This window comes from Novosphingobium sp. EMRT-2 (assembly GCF_005145025.1).
Taxonomy (GTDB): Bacteria; Pseudomonadota; Alphaproteobacteria; order Sphingomonadales; family Sphingomonadaceae; genus Novosphingobium.
Map to the genome: position 1 here is coordinate 1,371,674 of NZ_CP039695.1, position 17,397 is coordinate 1,389,070.

The following is a 17,397-nucleotide window of genomic DNA, read 5'->3' on the forward strand; positions in this document are numbered from 1 at the left end:
CCGCTGATGTCATCCAAGATCAAGAAGGGCACGCTGGCCGCGATCGTCGGCGTGTTTGCCGCAACCACACTCTATACGATCACGCCGCAGGACGAGAGCGGGCGCACCGTGCAGGTCACGGTGGCGCCCGATGGCGAGCCGACCATCACGCATGTGAGCGGCCCGCAGTATCGGCGCGCCTATCTCGACATCGGCGGGGTCGCCACCGCGTGCGACGGGATCGCCCAGCGCATCAAGCTCGGACAGGTTTACACCGAGGCACAATGCACCGCGATGCTGGACAAGGCGCTGATCGAACACGCCCAGGGCGTGATGGATTGCTCGCCGGCCCTTCGCCAGCCAGGCCGCGACTGGCAGCGCGTGGCGGCGGTAAACCACGCCTATCAGTTCGGCGTTGCGGGATGGTGTACCTCAACCGCCCGCCGCCTGATCGAGCAGGGCAAGATCGCCGAAGGCTGCAACGACCTGGCTCGGTGGAACAAGGTGCGGCAGGGCGGCGTGCTGCAGTTCAGCAATGGCGTGCAGCGCCGATCGATGCGCCGCCTGGAATACTGCCGCACCGGCCTGCCCGGCTATCCGGTCGAGACGCTTCAGGCCCGCCTGAAGCCGTGGAAGTGAAGGAACACCGCAATGGCTGACAAACTGGTCAACATGGACACGCGCCCCGCGACGGCCAACGGCACGCAGGGTCGGCTGCGGGATTTGGGTGATGGCACGTTCGCCGAAGTCGTCTCGCTCCCGGTGTCCAACGCCGTGTTTTGGCCGGCGAACACGGCGTTCGATGCGCGCAGCTATAGCGAGATCAAATTTCAGTTCTCTGCGGGGTCAGTCGCCGTCACCAGTTCGCTGGACGATGCGGCATTGGCGTATGACGCGCAGCCGGTGCTGGACAAAAATTACTCGCCTCAGGCGGTCGCATCCATCCCGGCCATCTATTCGGTGCCGGGGCGGCAATGGCTGAAATTTTCCGCCCCCGTCTATGTGATCGGAGGCAACTGACGTGGCGGTCGATATGGCAGCGCGCGGCATGGCCTCACCCGGCGCAAAACGGGACTGGGCGGCGGGCGTTGGCATCGGTTTCGCTGCAAACTGGCTGGCATCGGTCAAGCGCAAGCTGGCGCTGCTACAGAGTGCAACGATCCTTGTGTGGGGCGACAGCACCACGCGCAACAGCGTGCCCGCTGACGGCACGCCGCGCCGCTATCCCGCGCAATGGGCGGACAGCCTGATCGCGTCCGGCCGGCTGCCGGCGACGCATGGCGTGCGCATCTTCGTCTATGATAGCTTGTCGTCACAGAAATACGTGCTGGCCGAAACCCTGCGCGATCCCGGCAACGGGCTGTGGCTCGACATCTACCAGGCCAGCGTTTCCGGCTCGATCCCGCGCTATTTCATGCACGCCTACTTCCTTCGTGCGCTGGCGGCGGTGCCAGCGGATGCCCTGTTTATCGGGCATGGCATCAACATGGCGAGTTTCACCAATATCGCCGGCGAGATGCTGGCCGCGATCGAGCAGTTCCGCACGGTCAACCCGATGGCACCGATCCTGTGGACCACGCAGCATCCGCTCCAGGCCAACACCAATGGGGAGACGAGCTGGCGTCCGGCGCTGCTCCGCAATGCGGCCGCGTGGGGCATCGCGGTGGACGATACGGTCTATCAGGCCTATCTCGACGCCGGGAAGCCGAACAGCCTCTACAACGGCGACGGCATCCATGAGAGCACCGGCACCGGCTGCGCGCTCTATGTCGATATGCTCAACAAGTGGTGGGATGCCAGTTCGCCGGGTGTCGGGATTGCTCGCCCGCCCTCGCTGCTGCTGCCGGCGGATCAGCAACTGATCGTCAACGGCGATTTCCAGACGTGGACCAACACGGGGGCTGCGCCGGACGGATGGACTGTGGGCGGCGCGGGCACCGTCGCGATCAGCAAGGACACGACGTACTACGCCAACCCGCGCAAGCCGTTTAGCTGCAAAATGATCGGCAGCGGTGCGGCTGAAAGCTACATCGAACAGCAGGTGCCTGCCGCCCTGCGCAACTACCTGTTGGGCCGCTGGGTGACCGGGGCCGCGCGCGTTTGGCGTGACAAGGGTGGGAGCAGTAATTTTCTCGGTCGCCTTTGCCTTGTCGTTACCGCCGCGTCGATTGGCGGGACCAAAAACGTCAAGATTGCCGATGCGAACATCACACAAACGGACGGCTTTGGCTGGACCGTTCTGGAACCCTACCAGATCCCCGACGACGCCACGATCGTGCGCCTGCGCATGTTCGCGGATAGCAGCACCGCGCCGGACGGGACCAAGGCGTGTTACGTCGATCAGGTCAGCCTTGTGCCCGGCGTGATGCCGAGGCCGTACAGCCTGTAAAGGAGAGCAATCATGGAGATTGGAGCGATGCGAGGCGTCTACATCGGCGTGCATGAGCATCTGCGCGGTGAGGCGGCGACGCTGGAGCAGCGCGAGGACGGGCTTTATGCCTGCTTCGACGACGTGCGGACGGGAATGAACATCGACATGCACGGGCCGTTCGCGGCCGATCAGTTCGATGTCTCACCGGATGCCGTCGAGACGGCCGAGCGGGAAAACCCTTCTTTCACCGCATGACGCATGGAAAGTTGCGCTTCCAACTCCCTTGCCGAATCGTTCCTTGTATGTTCCAAGCCGGCTATGCGACGGAAGGGCGAGCAGAAATTGGAGCGGAAATGGATGCCGTGGGGGCCGGGGCATCCCGTTCATCGCCCCATCCGCACCGGGGACAAATGGCTATACGCATGGGCCATGCAGGCATGTACCCCGTACCCGCTGATCGAGCGCAAGACCGGCATCACGGTGCAGCGCCTGCTTGCGCTGGAAGCCGGCGCAGCGCCTACAGGGCCGGAGTGCGAGGCGCTCGCGAAACTATGGCGGTGCCCGTTGGACGATCTGCTGGCCTCGATGGAGCTGGAAGGGGATATCAGGGGCGACCATGAATGAGGACTGGCATATCATCGTGACGGCCAACGGTCGCCCCCTGGTGGGTGCCGGCGGGTCGCCGATCCTGTTCCCGGATAAGGATGCTGCCGCGCCCTTTGCGACCAAGCCGACCGACCGGATTGAACCGTGGGCTGGCGGGTTCCGACCGGTGCCTTCGGCAGCCGATCCGGCTTTTTAGTGCCCAGCTTCACCCAATCTCAAGCCGTCGCTATGAGCGCCCGAACATCTTTCAGGCGGTTTTCAAGCTGGGCTTCAAGATCATTGCACCACTGCTTAAACTGTGCCGGCCGCATGGTGCTGCGGCCGCTCTCCCAGCCGTACCATGAGGCGACGGATACTCCCAACATCCGGGCGGCGGCTTCTTGCGTCAGCCCAGCTGCCTCCCTCAATTCCCGGATGTGCGATGCCATCGGCAATGGGGGGGCGATGGGACCGTCAACGAGTGCGGCTAGCCACGCCGTCCAAACGTCCGGATGCATCTTGCCCTCCCCGTTCTCCCACCGGGTCCAGGTGCGTGACGAAACGGACACAAGCGCTGACGCTTCTTCGCGTGACAAATTGGCTAGGACGCGGGCGGCCTTGACCGCTTGGGGTGACGGGCAACCCGCCAGTTCGGAGTAGGCCGGACGGCCACGGCTTCTGATCATGGTGGAGTTGCTAGCACGCACCAGATAATCCGGCAATTATTATTTATTGTCTCTAATTTGTGCTGGTTTATTTACGCCAATTATGTTCGCCAATTTTTTTCGCGCTACAGCGGAAGGGTAAGAAATCAGCGGCGCGGCCATCGGAATTTCGTTGTTGGCCAACACGTGGGCTGGCGGGGCGGCGCTGGCCTAACCCCTTGAGATTTCAACGTATTTTCGAAGAATTGGCGGAGCGGGAGGGATTCGAACCCTCGATACGCTTTTGACGTATACTCACTTTCCAGGCGAGCGCCTTCGACCACTCGGCCACCGCTCCGCATGCCTTGGAGCCACGCGCCCTAGCGGGATGAAGCGGCTTTCGCAAGGCGCGGATGCCTGCCACAAGAGACAAATGTTGCACTCGCCCGCCCGCGCCCTTTTCGCCGTCGTTTCGCTGATCTCGTTAGCCGGTATCCCGGCACGAGGCGCCGCCCCCGCTTCCCCCCGGCCACCTGCCATGGCGCCCGCCGAAATCGTCGCGACGGCACCGGATGCGGACTGGAGACGAATCGATCCCGCGGACCTGATCGTTATGGATCTTGCCCCGGACGCGGTGGGGCGCCCGCGCCGCGTGATTATCCAGTTGTTGCCCGCCCCGTTCTCGCAAGGGTGGATCGGCAATATCCGCAAGCTTACCGCCGCGCGCTGGTGGGATGGCACCAGCATCAACCGCGTGCAGGACAACTACGTGGTCCAGTGGGGCGATCCCGATGGGGAGGACAAGGCGCGGGCGAAACCGCTTCCCGCCGGCCTCGCCCGCGTGCCGCAGGACGACTACACGTCGAAAGTGTTCGCCGCCCCGGAAATGATCAGCCGGAAACCGGATGCCTACGCCCCGGGAACGGGCATCGACGCCGGCTGGCCGGTAGGGTTCGGCAAGGACCGGATGTGGCCGCTCCACTGCTATGGCATGGTGGGCGTGGGGCGCGACATGCCGCCCGATACCGGTTCGGGCGCGGAACTCTATGCCGTGATCGGCCATGCCCCGCGCCAGCTTGATCGCAATATCGCGCTGGTCGGCCGCGTCATCGATGGCATGGAGCACCTGTCTGCGCTGCCGCGCGGCACCGGCGAGATCGGCTTTTACAAGACCGCCCCAGAGCGCACGCCGATCCTGTCCATCCGCCAGGGCTCCGACGTACCCGGCCTGCCCGCCTACCAGTATCTTGCCACGATCAGCGACAGTTTTCGGCGCTATGCCGACGCGCGCGCCAATCGGCGCGATCCGTTTTATATCCGGCCGGCCGGCGGCATCGACATCTGCAACCTGCCCGTTCCCATCCGGCGCGCGAAGTGAGCGGCGAAACCTATCGCCTGACAACCCCGCTATGGCGCTGGTCCGGCCCCAGTGCCGCGAACTGGTATTTCCTGACGATCGATGGCGGCGTGGGCGATGCGCTGTCCGCCACGGCGCTGATGGAACGGCTCGAACACGGCAAGGGCCGTGGCTGGGGGTCCGTCCGCCTTCGCATCCGGATTGGCGCCAGCGCATGGCAGACCTCGGCCTTCCCCAGCAAGGAACAAGGCTGGATCGTGCCCGTGAAGGCCGCCGTCCGCCACGCGCGAAGACACGGTGCCAAGCTGGCACAATTCCCGGGCCGGAAATTCTCACCATTTTGATTGTATGCCTGTACCCCCACAGATATAGAAAGAACCGGGCATGAATGTGTTCGACATTGGCAATTCCGGCACAAATGAGAAGATTGCTCGATAAAACAGGGGTTAAGCGATGCAGGAAATGGATAAATCGGATTTGACGGCTTTAACGGTGCAACTGTTGAGTGCCTATGTCGCTAACAACAGCCTCCCCAGTAACGAACTAGCATCGCTTATCGAAACGACGCGCAATGCACTTGCCGGCAAGGTTGAGGCGCCGGCTCCGGAAGCACCGGAATTTGTGCCTGCGGTCTCGGTTCGCAAAAGCACGGCTTCGCGCGATCATCTGATCAGCCTGATCGACGGGAAACCTTATCGCAGCCTGAAGCGGCACTTGACCAGCCACGGTCTTACTCCCGACGAATACCGCGAACGCTACAAGCTGGCGAAGGACTATCCAATGGTGGCGCCCAGCTATTCGGAACAGCGGCGCGCGGTCGCGCAAAGGCTGGGGCTGGGTCGCAAGCCCAAGGCGGCCAAGGTGGCTGCGGACCCCGTCGTCACCAAAACGGTCGCGCCCGCGAAGAAGGCCGCAAGCACCCGGAAACCACGCAAGGCAGCCGCTGCCGAAAGCGCCTGAAGCCTGCAAGAGCCGTGCGCCCGATCAAAAGCGCGCGCACGGCCGTTCCATGCTCCAGGTCTGTCACGACTTGTAATCATTTGCACCCGGTTCGCGACGTTCTGTGACTTGCAGCCGGCCCGATGATCCCCGACATACCGGCAACTCGGTTGGGGCCATCGAGTCGATAATCTGGCGCGGACACCCGTCTTGCGCAGATTGAGGCAGGACCGGTTTGGAATGACTTCAGTCGAAGAAATGTCTGCGCGTGATGATCAGACGACGGCATCCGGGGCGTCGTCCCAGCCGGCCGGATCGAGCCGGACGAAAACATGGCTCATGGCCGGTGCCGTCATCCTTGGTCTGGTTCTGACCGGATTGGGCGCACGCTGGCTTTCCCAACGCGGCGGCGGAGAAGCGCGCGGGCGCCCCGCCGCGGCGGTCAACGTCGAAAAGGCATCACGGCAGGACATGCCCGTCAGCGTCACCGCGCTGGGCACGGTTCAGCCGATCGTGACGGCCACCGTGCGGCCGCAGCTTTCGGGCGTGCTGTTCAAGCTGTTCTTCCAGGAAGGGCAGATCGTGCGGCAGGGGCAGGTGCTCGCCCAGATCGATCCCCGCCCGTACCAGCTTGCACTGGCCCAGGCACGCGCCAATCTGGCGCGGGACGAGGCGCAGTTGCGCTCCGCCCGGCTGGACCTGACGCGCTACGAAACGTTGCTCAAGCAGGATTCGATCGCGCGGCAGCAGGTGGACACACAGCGCGCGACGGTGGGGCAGTTGACCGGAACGGTGGCGGCCGATCGTGCCGCGATCGGTTCCGCGGCGCTGAACCTCGATTACACCGCGATCAAGTCGCCCATCACCGGCCGCGTCGGCATCCGGCAGGTGGACATCGGCAACTATCTCACGCCGTCGGACACCAATGGCATCGTGGTGGTGACGCAAGTCGATCCCATCGACGTCAGCTTCGCGTTGCCGCAAGTGCAGCTTTCGCAGATCGGGCAGGCATCGGGCAGCGGCGCGGGGCTTCCCGTGGAGGCGCGCGACCAGAACAGCAACGTCAGGATCGCGAGCGGCCGGTTCCTGACCTTCGACAACCAGGTCGATTCCACCACCGGCACCGTCAAGGCCAAGGCCCGCTTCGACAATCCCGGCAGCGCTTTGTTCCCGGGCGGCTTCGTCAACATCGCGATGCTCGTCCAGACGCTGCACGGCGCGGTGACTGTGCCGGTGAGCGCCGTGCGCCATGGCACGCAGGGCGATTTCGTGTTCACGCTCCAGCCTGGCAGCAAGGTGAAGCTGACGTCGGTGAAGATCGGCCCCAGCGCGAACAACCGCGTCGCCATCCTGTCGGGGCTTGCGGCCGGCACCACGGTCGTCACCGAAGGCGCGGACGGCTTGGAGGATGGCTCCACCGTACGCCTGCCGGGAGCCGGCAAGGGCGGCGGGGGGGCGGCAGGCAGCCACAAGCGCGGCGCTTCCGCCAAGAGCGGCGGGAACTGATGGCGTCCGAAGACGCGCTCGACGCGCCTGCGCCCGCCGAACCCAGCGGCCCTTCCCGCCTGTTCATCCTGCGCCCGGTCGCCACCACGCTGCTGATGATCGCCGTGCTGCTGGCGGGCCTGGTCGCCTATCGCGTACTGCCGCTGTCGGCCTTGCCGGAGGTCGATTATCCGACGATCCAGGTGTCCACGCTCTATCCCGGCGCCAGCCCCGACGTGATGGCGCTGACCGTCACCTCACCGCTGGAACGCCAGTTCGGGCAGATGCCGGGCCTTACCCGCATGACCTCGGCCTCGTCCTCGGGCGCCTCGGTCATCACCATGCAGTTCCGGCTCGACCTGTCGCTCGACGTGGCCGAGCAGGAAGTGCAGGCGGCGATCAACGCGGCCAACACGCTGCTGCCCAGCGACCTGCCCGCCCCGCCGATCTACGCCAAGGTCAATCCCGCCGACGCGCCGATCATCAGCCTGGGCATCACCTCGAAGACACGTCCTTTGGGCGAAGTGCAGGGCATCGTCGAGCGGCAGTTTTCGAACAAGATCGCGCAGGTTTCGGGCGTGGGCCTCGTATCGATGTCCGCCGGGCAGCGCCCCGCCGTGCGCATCCAAGCCAACGTGCCCGCCCTTGCCGCGCGCGGCCTTTCGCTGGAAACGATCCGCAGCGCGATCGGCAACGCCAATGCCAACGCCGCCAAGGGCAGCTTCGACGGTCCGACCCGAAGCTGGACGATCGACGCCAACGACCAGCTGGCCGATGTCGCCAGCTATCGCAATCTCGTGGTCGCCTATGCCGGCGGCGCGCCGGTGCGCCTGTCCGACGTCGCCACGGTGGTCCAGGGGACGGAGAACGTTCGCCTCGGCTCGTGGATGAACGGATCGCCGGCCGTGGTCATCGACGTACAGCGCCAGCCCGGCGCCAACGTCATCGGCACGGTGGATGCGATCAAGACCGCGCTGCCCGAACTGGAAGCGCAGCTTCCGGCCGACGTCCATGTCACGCTGCTGACCGATCGCACCGCCGGCATTCGCGCCTCGGTATCCGACGTGCAGTTCGAACTGGTGCTGGCGGTGCTGCTGGTCACGCTGGTGATCTTGCTGTTCCTGGGTTCCGTCCGCGCCACCGTCGTCGCCAGCATCGCCGTGCCACTGTCGCTGGTGGGCGCGTTCGCGGCGATGTATTTCCTCGATTTCTCGATCAACAACCTCACGCTGATGGCGCTGACCATCGCCTCCGGCTTCGTCGTGGACGATGCGATCGTGGTGCTGGAAAACATCGCCCGGCACATCGAGGACGGGATGAAGCCGTTCGACGCGGCGCTGAAAGGTGCGAGCGAAATCGGCTTCACCATCATCTCGCTCACCGTCAGCCTGATCGCGGTGCTGATCCCGCTGCTGTTCATGGGCGACGTGGTCGGCCGCCTGTTCCGCGAATTCGCGGTGACGCTCGCGGTCACCATCCTGATCTCGGCGGTGGTCGCGCTGACGCTGGTGCCCATGCTCTCGGCCCGCTGGCTGCGCCCCGAACACGAGGAGCGCGAATACCGCGTGACCGCGTGGACGCGCGGGCAGTTCGACCGGTTGGCCGATCGCTATGCCCGTTCGCTCGATTGGGTCATGGCGCGCGGGCGGATGATCATGGTGGTCTTCGCCGGCACGCTGGTGGTCACCGGGCTGCTGTTCATGGTCATTCCCAAGAACCTGTTTCCCGAACAGGACACCGGGCAGATCGCGGTGACGACGTCGGCCGGGCAGGATGTCAGCTATGCCCGCATGGCGGCGCTTCAGCAGCAGGTGGCGCAAGCGCTGCTCGCCAATCCCGCCGTCGGCAGCCTCAGTTCCTCGATCGGCGTCGATGGCCAGAACGCCACGCTGTCGCAGGGCCGGATGCTTGTGAACCTGAAGGGCGAAGGGCAGCGTGGCGATCTCGATGACGTGCTGGGCGGCCTGGAGAAGGCGGTGGCCGATATTCCCGGCGTCCGCGTCTATTTCCGCCCGGTGCAGGACCTCACGATCGACACCTCGACCGGCGTCAACGCCTATCGCTTTTCGGTTCAGGGCGCCGATCAGGATCTGGTCGATCAATGGGGCGCGAAGCTTGCCACCGTGCTCAAGGCCGATAGCCATCTGCGCAACGTGACCACCAACGTACTGGCAGACGGGCGCGCGGTGGTGGTCGACATCAACCGGGATACCGCCGGGCGGCTCGGCCTCAGCGCACTGACGATCGACAACGCGCTCTACGACGCGTTCGGGCAGCGCATCGTCTCCACCATCTACACCCAGTCCAGCCAGAACCGCGTGATCCTGGAAGCGCAACCCGGTTCCATCACCGACCCGCAAGCGCTGGGCGCCCTGCGCATCCCGCTGGCGGGCGGGGCCAGCATTCCGCTGTCCACCGTCGCCACGATCCGAACCGAGGCAACGCCGCTCGTCGTGGCGCGCGAGGCGCAGTTCCCGGCCGCGACGATTGGCTTCGACCTTGCCCCCGGCGTCTCGCTAGGTTCCGCCGTGCAGGCGATCGAGAGGACCGAACAGGCCATCGGCATGCCGCCCGCGCTGTCGACCAACTTCTCCGGCGCGGCCAGCGCGTTCAAATCCTCGCTCGGCAACGAGCTGTGGCTGATCCTCGCGGCGATCGTGGTAGTCTATATCGTGCTGGGCGTGCTCTACGAAAGCTTCGTCCACCCGGTGACGATCCTTTCCACCCTGCCCTCCGCCGGCATCGGCGCGCTGCTGGGCCTGTGGCTGACCGGGTCGGGCCTGGGCGTGATCGGCATCATCGGCATCGTTCTGCTGATCGGCATCGTGAAGAAGAACGCGATCATGATGATCGACTTCGCGCTGGAAGCGATGCGCCACGAAGGGGCCAACGCCCGCGAAGCGATCCGGCAGGCCGCTCACTTGCGTTTCCGGCCAATCATGATGACCACCTTCGCCGCGCTGTTCGCCGCGATCCCGCTGATCTTCGGCGGCGGCATGGGCCATGAACTGCGCCAGCCGCTGGGCATCGCCATCGCCGGCGGGCTGATCTTCAGCCAGGTTCTGACGCTGTTCACCACGCCGGTCATCTTCCTGGCGCTGGAGGACTGGCGCGAACGCCGGGAAGCCCGCCGCACCCCCGCGCCGACACCGGCGGCAGGAACGGCTCCGGCCGCATGAACATTTCCGCGCCTTTCATCCGCCGCCCCGTCGGCACGATCCTGCTGACGATCGGGCTGATGCTGGCGGGCATCGGCGCGTTCTTCAGCCTGCCGGTCGCGCCGCTGCCAGCGGTCGATTTCCCGACGATCATGGTGCAGGCGAACCTGCCCGGCGCCAGCCCCTCGACCATGGCCGGCAGCGTCGCCGCGCCGCTGGAACGCCACCTCGGCACGATCGCGGGAGTCAGCGAGATGACATCCCGCTCCGGCGTCGGATCGTCGCAGATCGTGCTCCAGTTCGATCTTTCGCGCGACATCGATGGGGCGGCGCGCGATGTGCAGGCGGCGATCAACGCCTCCCGCGCGGACCTGCCCGCCACGCTCAAGACCAATCCCAGCTACCGCAAGGCGAACCCCGCCGAAGCGCCGGTACTGATTCTCGCCCTCACCTCCCCCACGCGCAGCGCTTCGGAAATCTACGACGCGGTTTCCACGGTCGTGCAGCAGAAGCTGCTCCAAGTGCAGGGCGTGGGCAACGTGGAACTGGGCGGCGCGGCGCTGCCCTCCGTGCGGGTGGAGGTCAATCCGCTGGCGCTGTCGCGCTTCGGCATCGCGCTGGAAGACGTGCGCACCGCGCTCCAGTCCGAAAGCGCCAACCGACCGCGCGGCGTGATGGATACCGGCACCTACAGCTGGCAGGTCTATTCCAACAAGGCCGGTCGCTATGCCGCGGATTACCGCAACACCATCATCGCCTGGCGCAACGGTGCGGCGTTGCGCCTTGCCGACATCGCCGAAGTCTCCGACGGTCCCGAAGACATCCGCACGATGGGGCTGTTCAACGGCGAACGCGCGGTGCCGATCCTCGTCAGCCGCCAGCCCGGCGCCAACATCGTCGCCACGGTGGACGCGCTCAAGGCGCAACTGCCGGCCCTGCAAGCCGCGCTGCCGCCCGACATCCACCTGTCCATCGCGTCGGACCGGACGCTGACGATCCGCGCCTCGCTGCACGAGGTGGAGATCACGCTGCTGATCTCGATCCTGCTGGTGGTGCTGGTGGTCAGCCTGTTCCTGCGCAGCTGGCGCGCCACGCTCATCCCTGCGGCGGCGGTCATCGCCTCGCTGCTGGGCACGCTGGGCGTGATGTATCTGGCCGGATTCTCGCTCGACAACCTCTCGCTCATGGCACTAACGGTGGCGACGGGCTTCGTCGTCGACGACGCGATCGTGGTGGTGGAAAACGTCAGCCGCCATATCGAAGAAGGCATGAAGCCGATGGATGCAGCGCTGAAGGGCGCGCGCGAGGTGGGCTTCACCGTGATCTCGATCTCGGTCAGCCTGATCGCGGTGTTCGTACCGCTGGTCTTCATGGGTGGCCTGGTCGGGCGCTTGTTCCGCGAATTCGCGCTGACCATGTCGGTCGCCGTCGGCATCAGCCTGATCGTTTCGCTCACCACCACGCCGATGCTGGCGGCCCGTCTGCTCCGCAACGAGGAGCGCGAAAGCCGGCTGATGCGCACCGCCCGCCATGCCTTCGACTGGGCGCAGGCGCGCTATACGCGCAACCTGGACTGGGCGCTGGCGCATCGCGGGATCGTGCTGCTGATCCTGCTCGGCACGGTGGTGCTCAACATTTACCTGATCGGGGTTTCGCCCAAGGGCTTCTTTCCACAGCAGGATACAGGCGGCCTGATGGGCGGCGTGCGCGCCGACCAGAGCATTTCCTTCACCGACCTGCAGGACAAGATGACGCGGATCACCCGGATCGTGAAAAGCGATCCGGCCGTGGCCACCGTAGTCGCTTTCGCCGGCGGATCGCGCGCGGGTGGCGGTTTCCTGTTCACCACGCTCAAGCCGCGCAGCCAGCGCCCGCCGGCGCAGGAGGTGATCGCCCGGTTGCGCCCCAAACTCGCCCGCGTGCGCGGCGTCAGCCTGTTCCTCAATCCGGTGCAGGACCTCCAGGCCGGCGGCCGGCAGACCAACAGCACCTATCAATACGTGCTGAAGGCGGACAGCCCCGATACCCTGAAGGCAGCCGGACAGAAGCTGGTCGATGCGCTCAAGACACATCCCGACCTCATCACCGATGTCGATATCGACCAGCAGGACGCGGGCGCCAACGCCTTCGTCGAGGTGGACCGCGATGCGGCCGCGCGGCTGGGCATCCTCATGCAGTCGGTCGATGCCACGCTGTATGACGCGTTCGGCCAGCGCCAGGTGGCGAACATCTATTCCGGGCTGAACCAGTACCATGTGGTGATGGAAGCCGCGCGGCAGTTCAACGGTTCGCCCGATGCGCTGGCCAACATCTATCTGCCCGTCGGCACCGCGCCCGGAGCCGCCACGGCCGCCGCCGGAATCGGTGGTACCGGAGCGGGCGGTTCGGCCACCGCCTCCGGCACCGCCGTCAGCACTTCGGCCCGCACCATGGCGCCGCTTTCCGCCATCGCCCGCTGGTCCACAGGATCGACCAACGCGCAAGTCAGCCATTCCGACGGCGAACCCTCGGCCACGATCTCGTTCAACCTGCCGCGCGGCGTCTCGCTCGGCATGACAGCGCAGATGATTGCACAGGTGCAGGCCTCGCTGGCCCTGCCCGCCACCGTTCACGGCGAATTCGGCGGCACCGCCAAGGTCTTCGCGCAATCGACATCATCGATGCCGCTGCTGATCCTTGCTGCGCTGGTCGCGATCTACATCGTGCTGGGCATCCTCTACGAAAGCGCGATCCATCCGCTCACCGCGCTGTCCACCCTGCCCTCGGCCGGGGTCGGCGCGATGATCGCGCTGATTGCCACGGGCGGCGAATTCGACCTGATCGCGTTGATCGGCATCATCCTGCTGATCGGCATCGTGAAGAAGAACGCGATCATGATCATCGATTTCGCGCTGGAGGCGGAACGCAACCATGGCCTTACGCCCGCCCAGGCCGTGCGCGAGGCGTGCATCCTGCGCTTCCGCCCGATCCTGATGACGACGCTCGCCGCCGCGCTCGGCGCGCTGCCGCTGGCGATCGGCTTCGGCGATGGCGCGGAACTGCGCCGGCCGCTGGGCGTGGCGATCTTCGGCGGTCTGGTCGCCAGCCAGGTGCTTACGCTGCTGACCACCCCGGTCGTCTATCTCGCGCTCGATCGCTTCCGCCGCCGCAAGCCCGCGCCAGACCTCACGCTTTCCACCGGAGCCCCGGCATGAACCGCGCCATCCTCGCCGCCTTCCCCGCGCTGCTGCTTGCCGGGTGCAACATGGCCCCGGCCTATCGCCCGCCGATGACCGTGGCGATCCCCGCCTCGTTCAAGGAAGACCCGCAATGGGCGCCCGCCACCCCGTCCGACGCGGCCGCGCGCGGAGACTGGTGGGCGTTGTTCAACGATCCGGTGCTGGACGGCCTGGAACGCAAGGTCAGCGTCACCAACCAGAACATCGCCGCATCGCGCGCCGCCTATGATGCCGCGCGCGCGCTAGTGCAGGTGCAGCGATCGGGCCTGTTCCCCAGCCTTACCGCGTCGGCCAGCGGCACCCATTCGGAAACCTTCGCCGGCCAGAAGATCACCAACGCCAATGGCGGCACCACCACCACGCCCGGCGGCATTTCCAGCACGACGACGACATCCCGCTACGCGCTCAGCATCGGGGCAAGCTGGGAGCCTGATCTCTGGGGCCGGCTTGGCAACGCGGTGTCGCAGGCCAAGGCCAATGCCGAGGCCAGCGCGGGCGATCTCGCCAACGCCACGCTTTCGGCGCAGGGCGAGCTTGCCACCAACTATATCCAGTTGCGTGGGATCGATGCGCAGATCGACCTGCTCGACCGCACCATCGGCGATTACCAGCGCGCCCTGTCCATCGCCACGAACAAGTACAACGCCGGCACCGTCGCCCGGTCGGACGTCTATCAGGCGCAGACCACGCTCAGCAACGCCGTGGCCTCGCGGCAGGACTTGGGGCGGCAGCGCGCGGTGCTGGAACACGCCGTGGCCGTGCTCGTCGGCGAGAATCCCTCGACGTTCGCCATCGCCAAGGCGGACTGGCGGCCCGTGGTGCCGACCGTGCCCGGCGTTCTGCCCGGCGCGCTGCTCCAGCGCCGCCCGGACGTGGCCGCCGCCGAGCGCCGCGTCGCCGCCGCCAACGCGAACGTGGGCATTCAGCGCGCCGCCTATTTCCCGCAAATCTCGTTGTCGGGCAGTGCCGGCACCAACGGCAGCTCGCTGGGCCAGTTGTTCACCGCGGCGACAAGCCTGTGGTCCCTGGGGCTCAGCGGCGCGATGACGCTGCTCGATTTCGGCGCGCGCCACGGGCAGGTCGTACAGGCGCGCGCGCAATACGAGCAGACCGCCGCGCAATACCGCCAGACCGTGCTGACCGCCTTCCAGCAGGTGGAAGACAACCTCGCCGCCACGCGCTTCCTCGCGGAGGTCACGCGCAGCCGCGCCGAAGCGAGCGAATCCGCGACCAAGGCGGAAGCGATCGTCACCAACCAGTACCGCAGCGGCACGGTCGATTACGCGCAGGTGATCGTCGCCGAAACATCGTCACTCAGCGCCCGGCAGACTCAGATCCAGGCCACGGTCGACCAGCAGACCGCCGCGATCGCGCTGGTCCAGGCGATCGGCGGGCGATGGAACGACACGCCCTGACACGCTAAGGTGGCGGAATGGCACTCGAAGCCCTCATCCGCCGCATCGGCATCATCGGCACCGGCCGCGTGGCGCGCGCGCTGGCACTGGGCTTTTCGCGCCACGCGCCGGTGACGATGTGGGGCCGCTCGCCCGACAAGTTCGCCGCAATCGAGGGTGTCGAAGCAGCTGAGACATGCGCCATACTGGCGGCGCGGTCAGACGTGATCGCCGTCTGCGTTTCTGATGATGCCATCGCGACGGTCGTCGATGAACTCGCGCGAACCGGAGCATTCTCCCACGCGCCGCTTGTCTTCCACGTCAGCGGACGCAGCGGCACAGCGCTGCTGGCACCCTTGCGTGACAAGGGCGCGCTGACGGCGTCAATCCATCCCGCGATGACCTTCACCGGCGATCCCGCGCAGGAGGTACGGCGCATGACGGGTGCACGCTTCGCGATCACCGCAGCCGATTCACAAGCGGGCGCAAAGGCTCAGGAGATCGTGGCGATGCTGGGCGGTGTGGCGGTCCCGATCGCGGAGGAACACCGCACGCTCTATCATGCCGCGCTCTCGCACGCGGCCAATCACCTCGTCACGTTGATCGCGGGCGCCTCCGACGCGTTGCGCGCCGCCGGCATAGGAGACCCCGGCGCCCTTCTCTCCCCTCTGGTTCAAGCATCACTCGATAATAGCCTGATCGGCGGATTTTCGGCTCTGTCCGGACCGCTGCTGCGCGGCGATGCCGATACGGTGCGGGGCCATATCGCCGCACTGGCAAGCGCCTGTCCCGCAGTTCTGCCCGCTTACCGCGCAATGGCGCTCGCCACGCTGGACGAACTCGAACGGCAAGGCGCGATGCCGCAAGACGCGTTGCGCGAAGACCTCAGCCGCTGAGCCGTGCCGTCACAGCGTTTTGACGTCTCCGTCCTCGTCGATCTCACGCGCGACGTCGTTCTCGACACTGGCCTGATCCGCGGCACGCGGCGCAAGGCGCAGGATCGCAAAGCCCAGCAATCCGGACAGCACCGATCCGGCCAGCACGCCCAGCTTCGCTTCGTCAATCAGCGCCGCTGCCCCGGGAAAGGCCAGCATGGCGATGAACAGGCTCATCGTGAAGCCGATGCCGCACAGCACGGCAAGGCCATAGACTTGCAACCAGGTCGCCCCGCGCGGACGCTGCGCGATCCCTGCCTTCACGGAGAGCCAGATCGCCGAGAAGATGCCCGCCTGCTTGCCCAGGAAAAGCCCGGCGATGATGCCCAGCGGCAGCGCATCGCCCAGCGCGTGGAGGCCGCTCCCGCCCAGCGCGATCCCCGCGTTGGCCAGCCCGAACACGGGCACCACGAACCACGCCGAAACCGGATGCAGCGCGTGTTCCAGCCGGTGCAGCGGCGAATCCTCGGCATCGGGCGCGCCCGGCGTCGCCACGATCGGCACGGTCAGCGCCGCAAGAACGCCCGCGATCGTCGCATGGACACCCGAAATCAGGATCGCCAGCCACAGCGCCGCAAAGCCGGCCAGATAGACGCCAAGGTGGCGCACGCCCATCCGGTTGAGCACCATCATCGCGGCGAATATCCCGCCCGCCGCCGCCAGCGCCAGCCACGAGATGCTGGCGGTGTAGGCCACGGCGATGATCACCACCGCGCCCATGTCGTCCACGATCGCCACCGTGGTCAGGAACAGCTTGAGCGACGTCGGCACCCGGTTGCCCAGCAGCGCCATGACGCCGATCGCAAAGGCGATGTCCGTCGCAGCCGGGATCGCCCAGCCGGCCCGCAGATCGGGATGGCCGCCCGAGACCAGCAGGTAGAACGCCGCCGGCACCGCCATGCCGCCCGCCGCCGCCAGGAACGGCAGCCGCCGCTGCTGCCAGGTGACCAGCCGCCCGTCGACGAACTCGCGCTTGATCTCCAGCCCCACCAGCAGGAAAAAGATCGCCATCAATCCGTCGTTGATCCACAGGTGGACCGTCATCGGCCCCAGCTTGTCGCTCAGCACCGGCCCGGTTTCGGCATGAAGCAGGTGGAAATAGGCTTCGGCCAGCGACCCGTTCGCAATCACCATCGCCAGTGCAGCCGCCAGCATCAGCACCACGCCACCAGCCGCTTCGCCCTGCAGGAAGCGCAACAGCAACGATGGGGAACGCCCCGCAGATTTCATGACAACTCCTTGAACGCCACGGACACTTTCCGGGCCAAAGCGCGACCATGCGGCCAGGGCCGCCCCCGCGCAACCCCGGATACCCGAAGGCGAACGATCAGG

General features: G+C 66.2%; 15 protein-coding genes and 1 tRNA gene. 13 read left to right on the top strand and 3 right to left on the bottom strand.

The window, feature by feature from the left end; genetic code table 11:
- Positions 1 to 6: 6 nt before the first annotated feature.
- From FA702_RS06710 to FA702_RS06730, 5 genes are all read left to right on the top strand, one after another.
- The gene (locus FA702_RS06710) at positions 7 to 618 is read left to right on the top strand and encodes a lysozyme (RefSeq protein WP_136955499.1); all 612 of its coding nucleotides are present in this window, start codon (positions 7 to 9) and stop codon (positions 616 to 618) included.
- A 12-nt stretch (positions 619 to 630) separates the two neighbouring features.
- Positions 631 to 999, top strand: coding sequence for a hypothetical protein (locus FA702_RS06715; RefSeq protein ID WP_136955500.1), 369 nt, complete (start codon positions 631 to 633; stop codon positions 997 to 999).
- A 1-nt stretch (position 1,000) separates the two neighbouring features.
- Positions 1,001 to 2,368, top strand: coding sequence for a hypothetical protein (locus FA702_RS06720; protein WP_168196011.1), 1,368 nt, complete (start codon positions 1,001 to 1,003; stop codon positions 2,366 to 2,368).
- Between the two features lie 12 nt (positions 2,369 to 2,380).
- Complete coding sequence (locus FA702_RS06725; RefSeq protein WP_136955502.1) at positions 2,381 to 2,605, top strand: hypothetical protein; 225 nt, start codon at positions 2,381 to 2,383, stop codon at positions 2,603 to 2,605.
- A gap of 174 nt (positions 2,606 to 2,779) precedes the next feature.
- Complete coding sequence (locus FA702_RS06730) at positions 2,780 to 2,974, top strand: hypothetical protein (RefSeq protein ID WP_136955503.1); 195 nt, start codon at positions 2,780 to 2,782, stop codon at positions 2,972 to 2,974.
- A gap of 197 nt (positions 2,975 to 3,171) precedes the next feature.
- Here the strand turns inward: FA702_RS06730 and FA702_RS23525 are convergent, their stop codons facing one another.
- Positions 3,172 to 3,621 (bottom strand): helix-turn-helix domain-containing protein, encoded by a 450-nt coding sequence (locus tag FA702_RS23525; protein WP_136955504.1) that lies wholly within the window; start codon positions 3,619 to 3,621, stop codon positions 3,172 to 3,174.
- 225 nt (positions 3,622 to 3,846) lie between these two features.
- Positions 3,847 to 3,937: transfer RNA gene (locus FA702_RS06740), tRNA-Ser, on the bottom strand.
- Positions 3,938 to 4,117: 180 nt separating this feature from the next.
- On the opposite strand from FA702_RS06740, the gene FA702_RS06745 reads away from it, so the two are divergent.
- The 8 genes from FA702_RS06745 to FA702_RS06780 all read left to right on the top strand — a co-directional run bounded on the left by FA702_RS06745 (position 4,118) and on the right by FA702_RS06780 (position 16,026).
- Positions 4,118 to 4,957 carry a peptidylprolyl isomerase gene (locus FA702_RS06745; RefSeq protein ID WP_370385500.1) on the top strand — a complete coding sequence of 280 codons (840 nt, stop codon included), beginning with the start codon at positions 4,118 to 4,120 and terminating at the stop codon, positions 4,955 to 4,957.
- Positions 4,954 to 5,280 (top strand): DUF1905 domain-containing protein, encoded by a 327-nt coding sequence (locus FA702_RS06750; RefSeq protein ID WP_136955506.1) that lies wholly within the window; start codon positions 4,954 to 4,956, stop codon positions 5,278 to 5,280. The genes FA702_RS06745 and FA702_RS06750 overlap by 4 nt, the downstream gene beginning before the upstream one ends.
- Positions 5,281 to 5,389: 109 nt before the next feature.
- Positions 5,390 to 5,896: a MucR family transcriptional regulator gene (locus tag FA702_RS06755; protein ID WP_136955507.1), complete on the top strand. Its 507-nt coding sequence runs from the start codon at positions 5,390 to 5,392 to the stop codon at positions 5,894 to 5,896.
- A gap of 318 nt (positions 5,897 to 6,214) precedes the next feature.
- Complete coding sequence (locus FA702_RS06760) at positions 6,215 to 7,381, top strand: efflux RND transporter periplasmic adaptor subunit (RefSeq protein WP_255504741.1); 1,167 nt, start codon at positions 6,215 to 6,217, stop codon at positions 7,379 to 7,381.
- Entirely contained in the window at positions 7,381 to 10,539 is a 3,159-nt protein-coding gene (locus tag FA702_RS06765; protein WP_210417600.1) for an efflux RND transporter permease subunit, read from the top strand. The genes FA702_RS06760 and FA702_RS06765 overlap by 1 nt, the downstream gene beginning before the upstream one ends.
- Entirely contained in the window at positions 10,536 to 13,712 is a 3,177-nt protein-coding gene (locus tag FA702_RS06770; RefSeq protein WP_136955508.1) for an efflux RND transporter permease subunit, read from the top strand. Before FA702_RS06765 ends, FA702_RS06770 begins: the two co-directional genes overlap by 4 nt.
- On the top strand, positions 13,709 to 15,151 hold the full coding sequence (locus FA702_RS06775) for an efflux transporter outer membrane subunit (protein ID WP_136955509.1): 1,443 nt from the start codon (positions 13,709 to 13,711) through the stop codon (positions 15,149 to 15,151). The genes FA702_RS06770 and FA702_RS06775 overlap by 4 nt, the downstream gene beginning before the upstream one ends.
- Positions 15,152 to 15,168: 17 nt before the next feature.
- On the top strand, positions 15,169 to 16,026 hold the full coding sequence (locus FA702_RS06780; RefSeq protein ID WP_136955510.1) for a Rossmann-like and DUF2520 domain-containing protein: 858 nt from the start codon (positions 15,169 to 15,171) through the stop codon (positions 16,024 to 16,026).
- Positions 16,027 to 16,035: 9 nt separating this feature from the next.
- Here the strand turns inward: FA702_RS06780 and nhaA are convergent, their stop codons facing one another.
- Positions 16,036 to 17,295 (bottom strand): Na+/H+ antiporter NhaA, encoded by a 1,260-nt coding sequence (nhaA, locus tag FA702_RS06785; protein ID WP_136955511.1) that lies wholly within the window; start codon positions 17,293 to 17,295, stop codon positions 16,036 to 16,038.
- Positions 17,296 to 17,397: the final 102 nt, after the last annotated feature.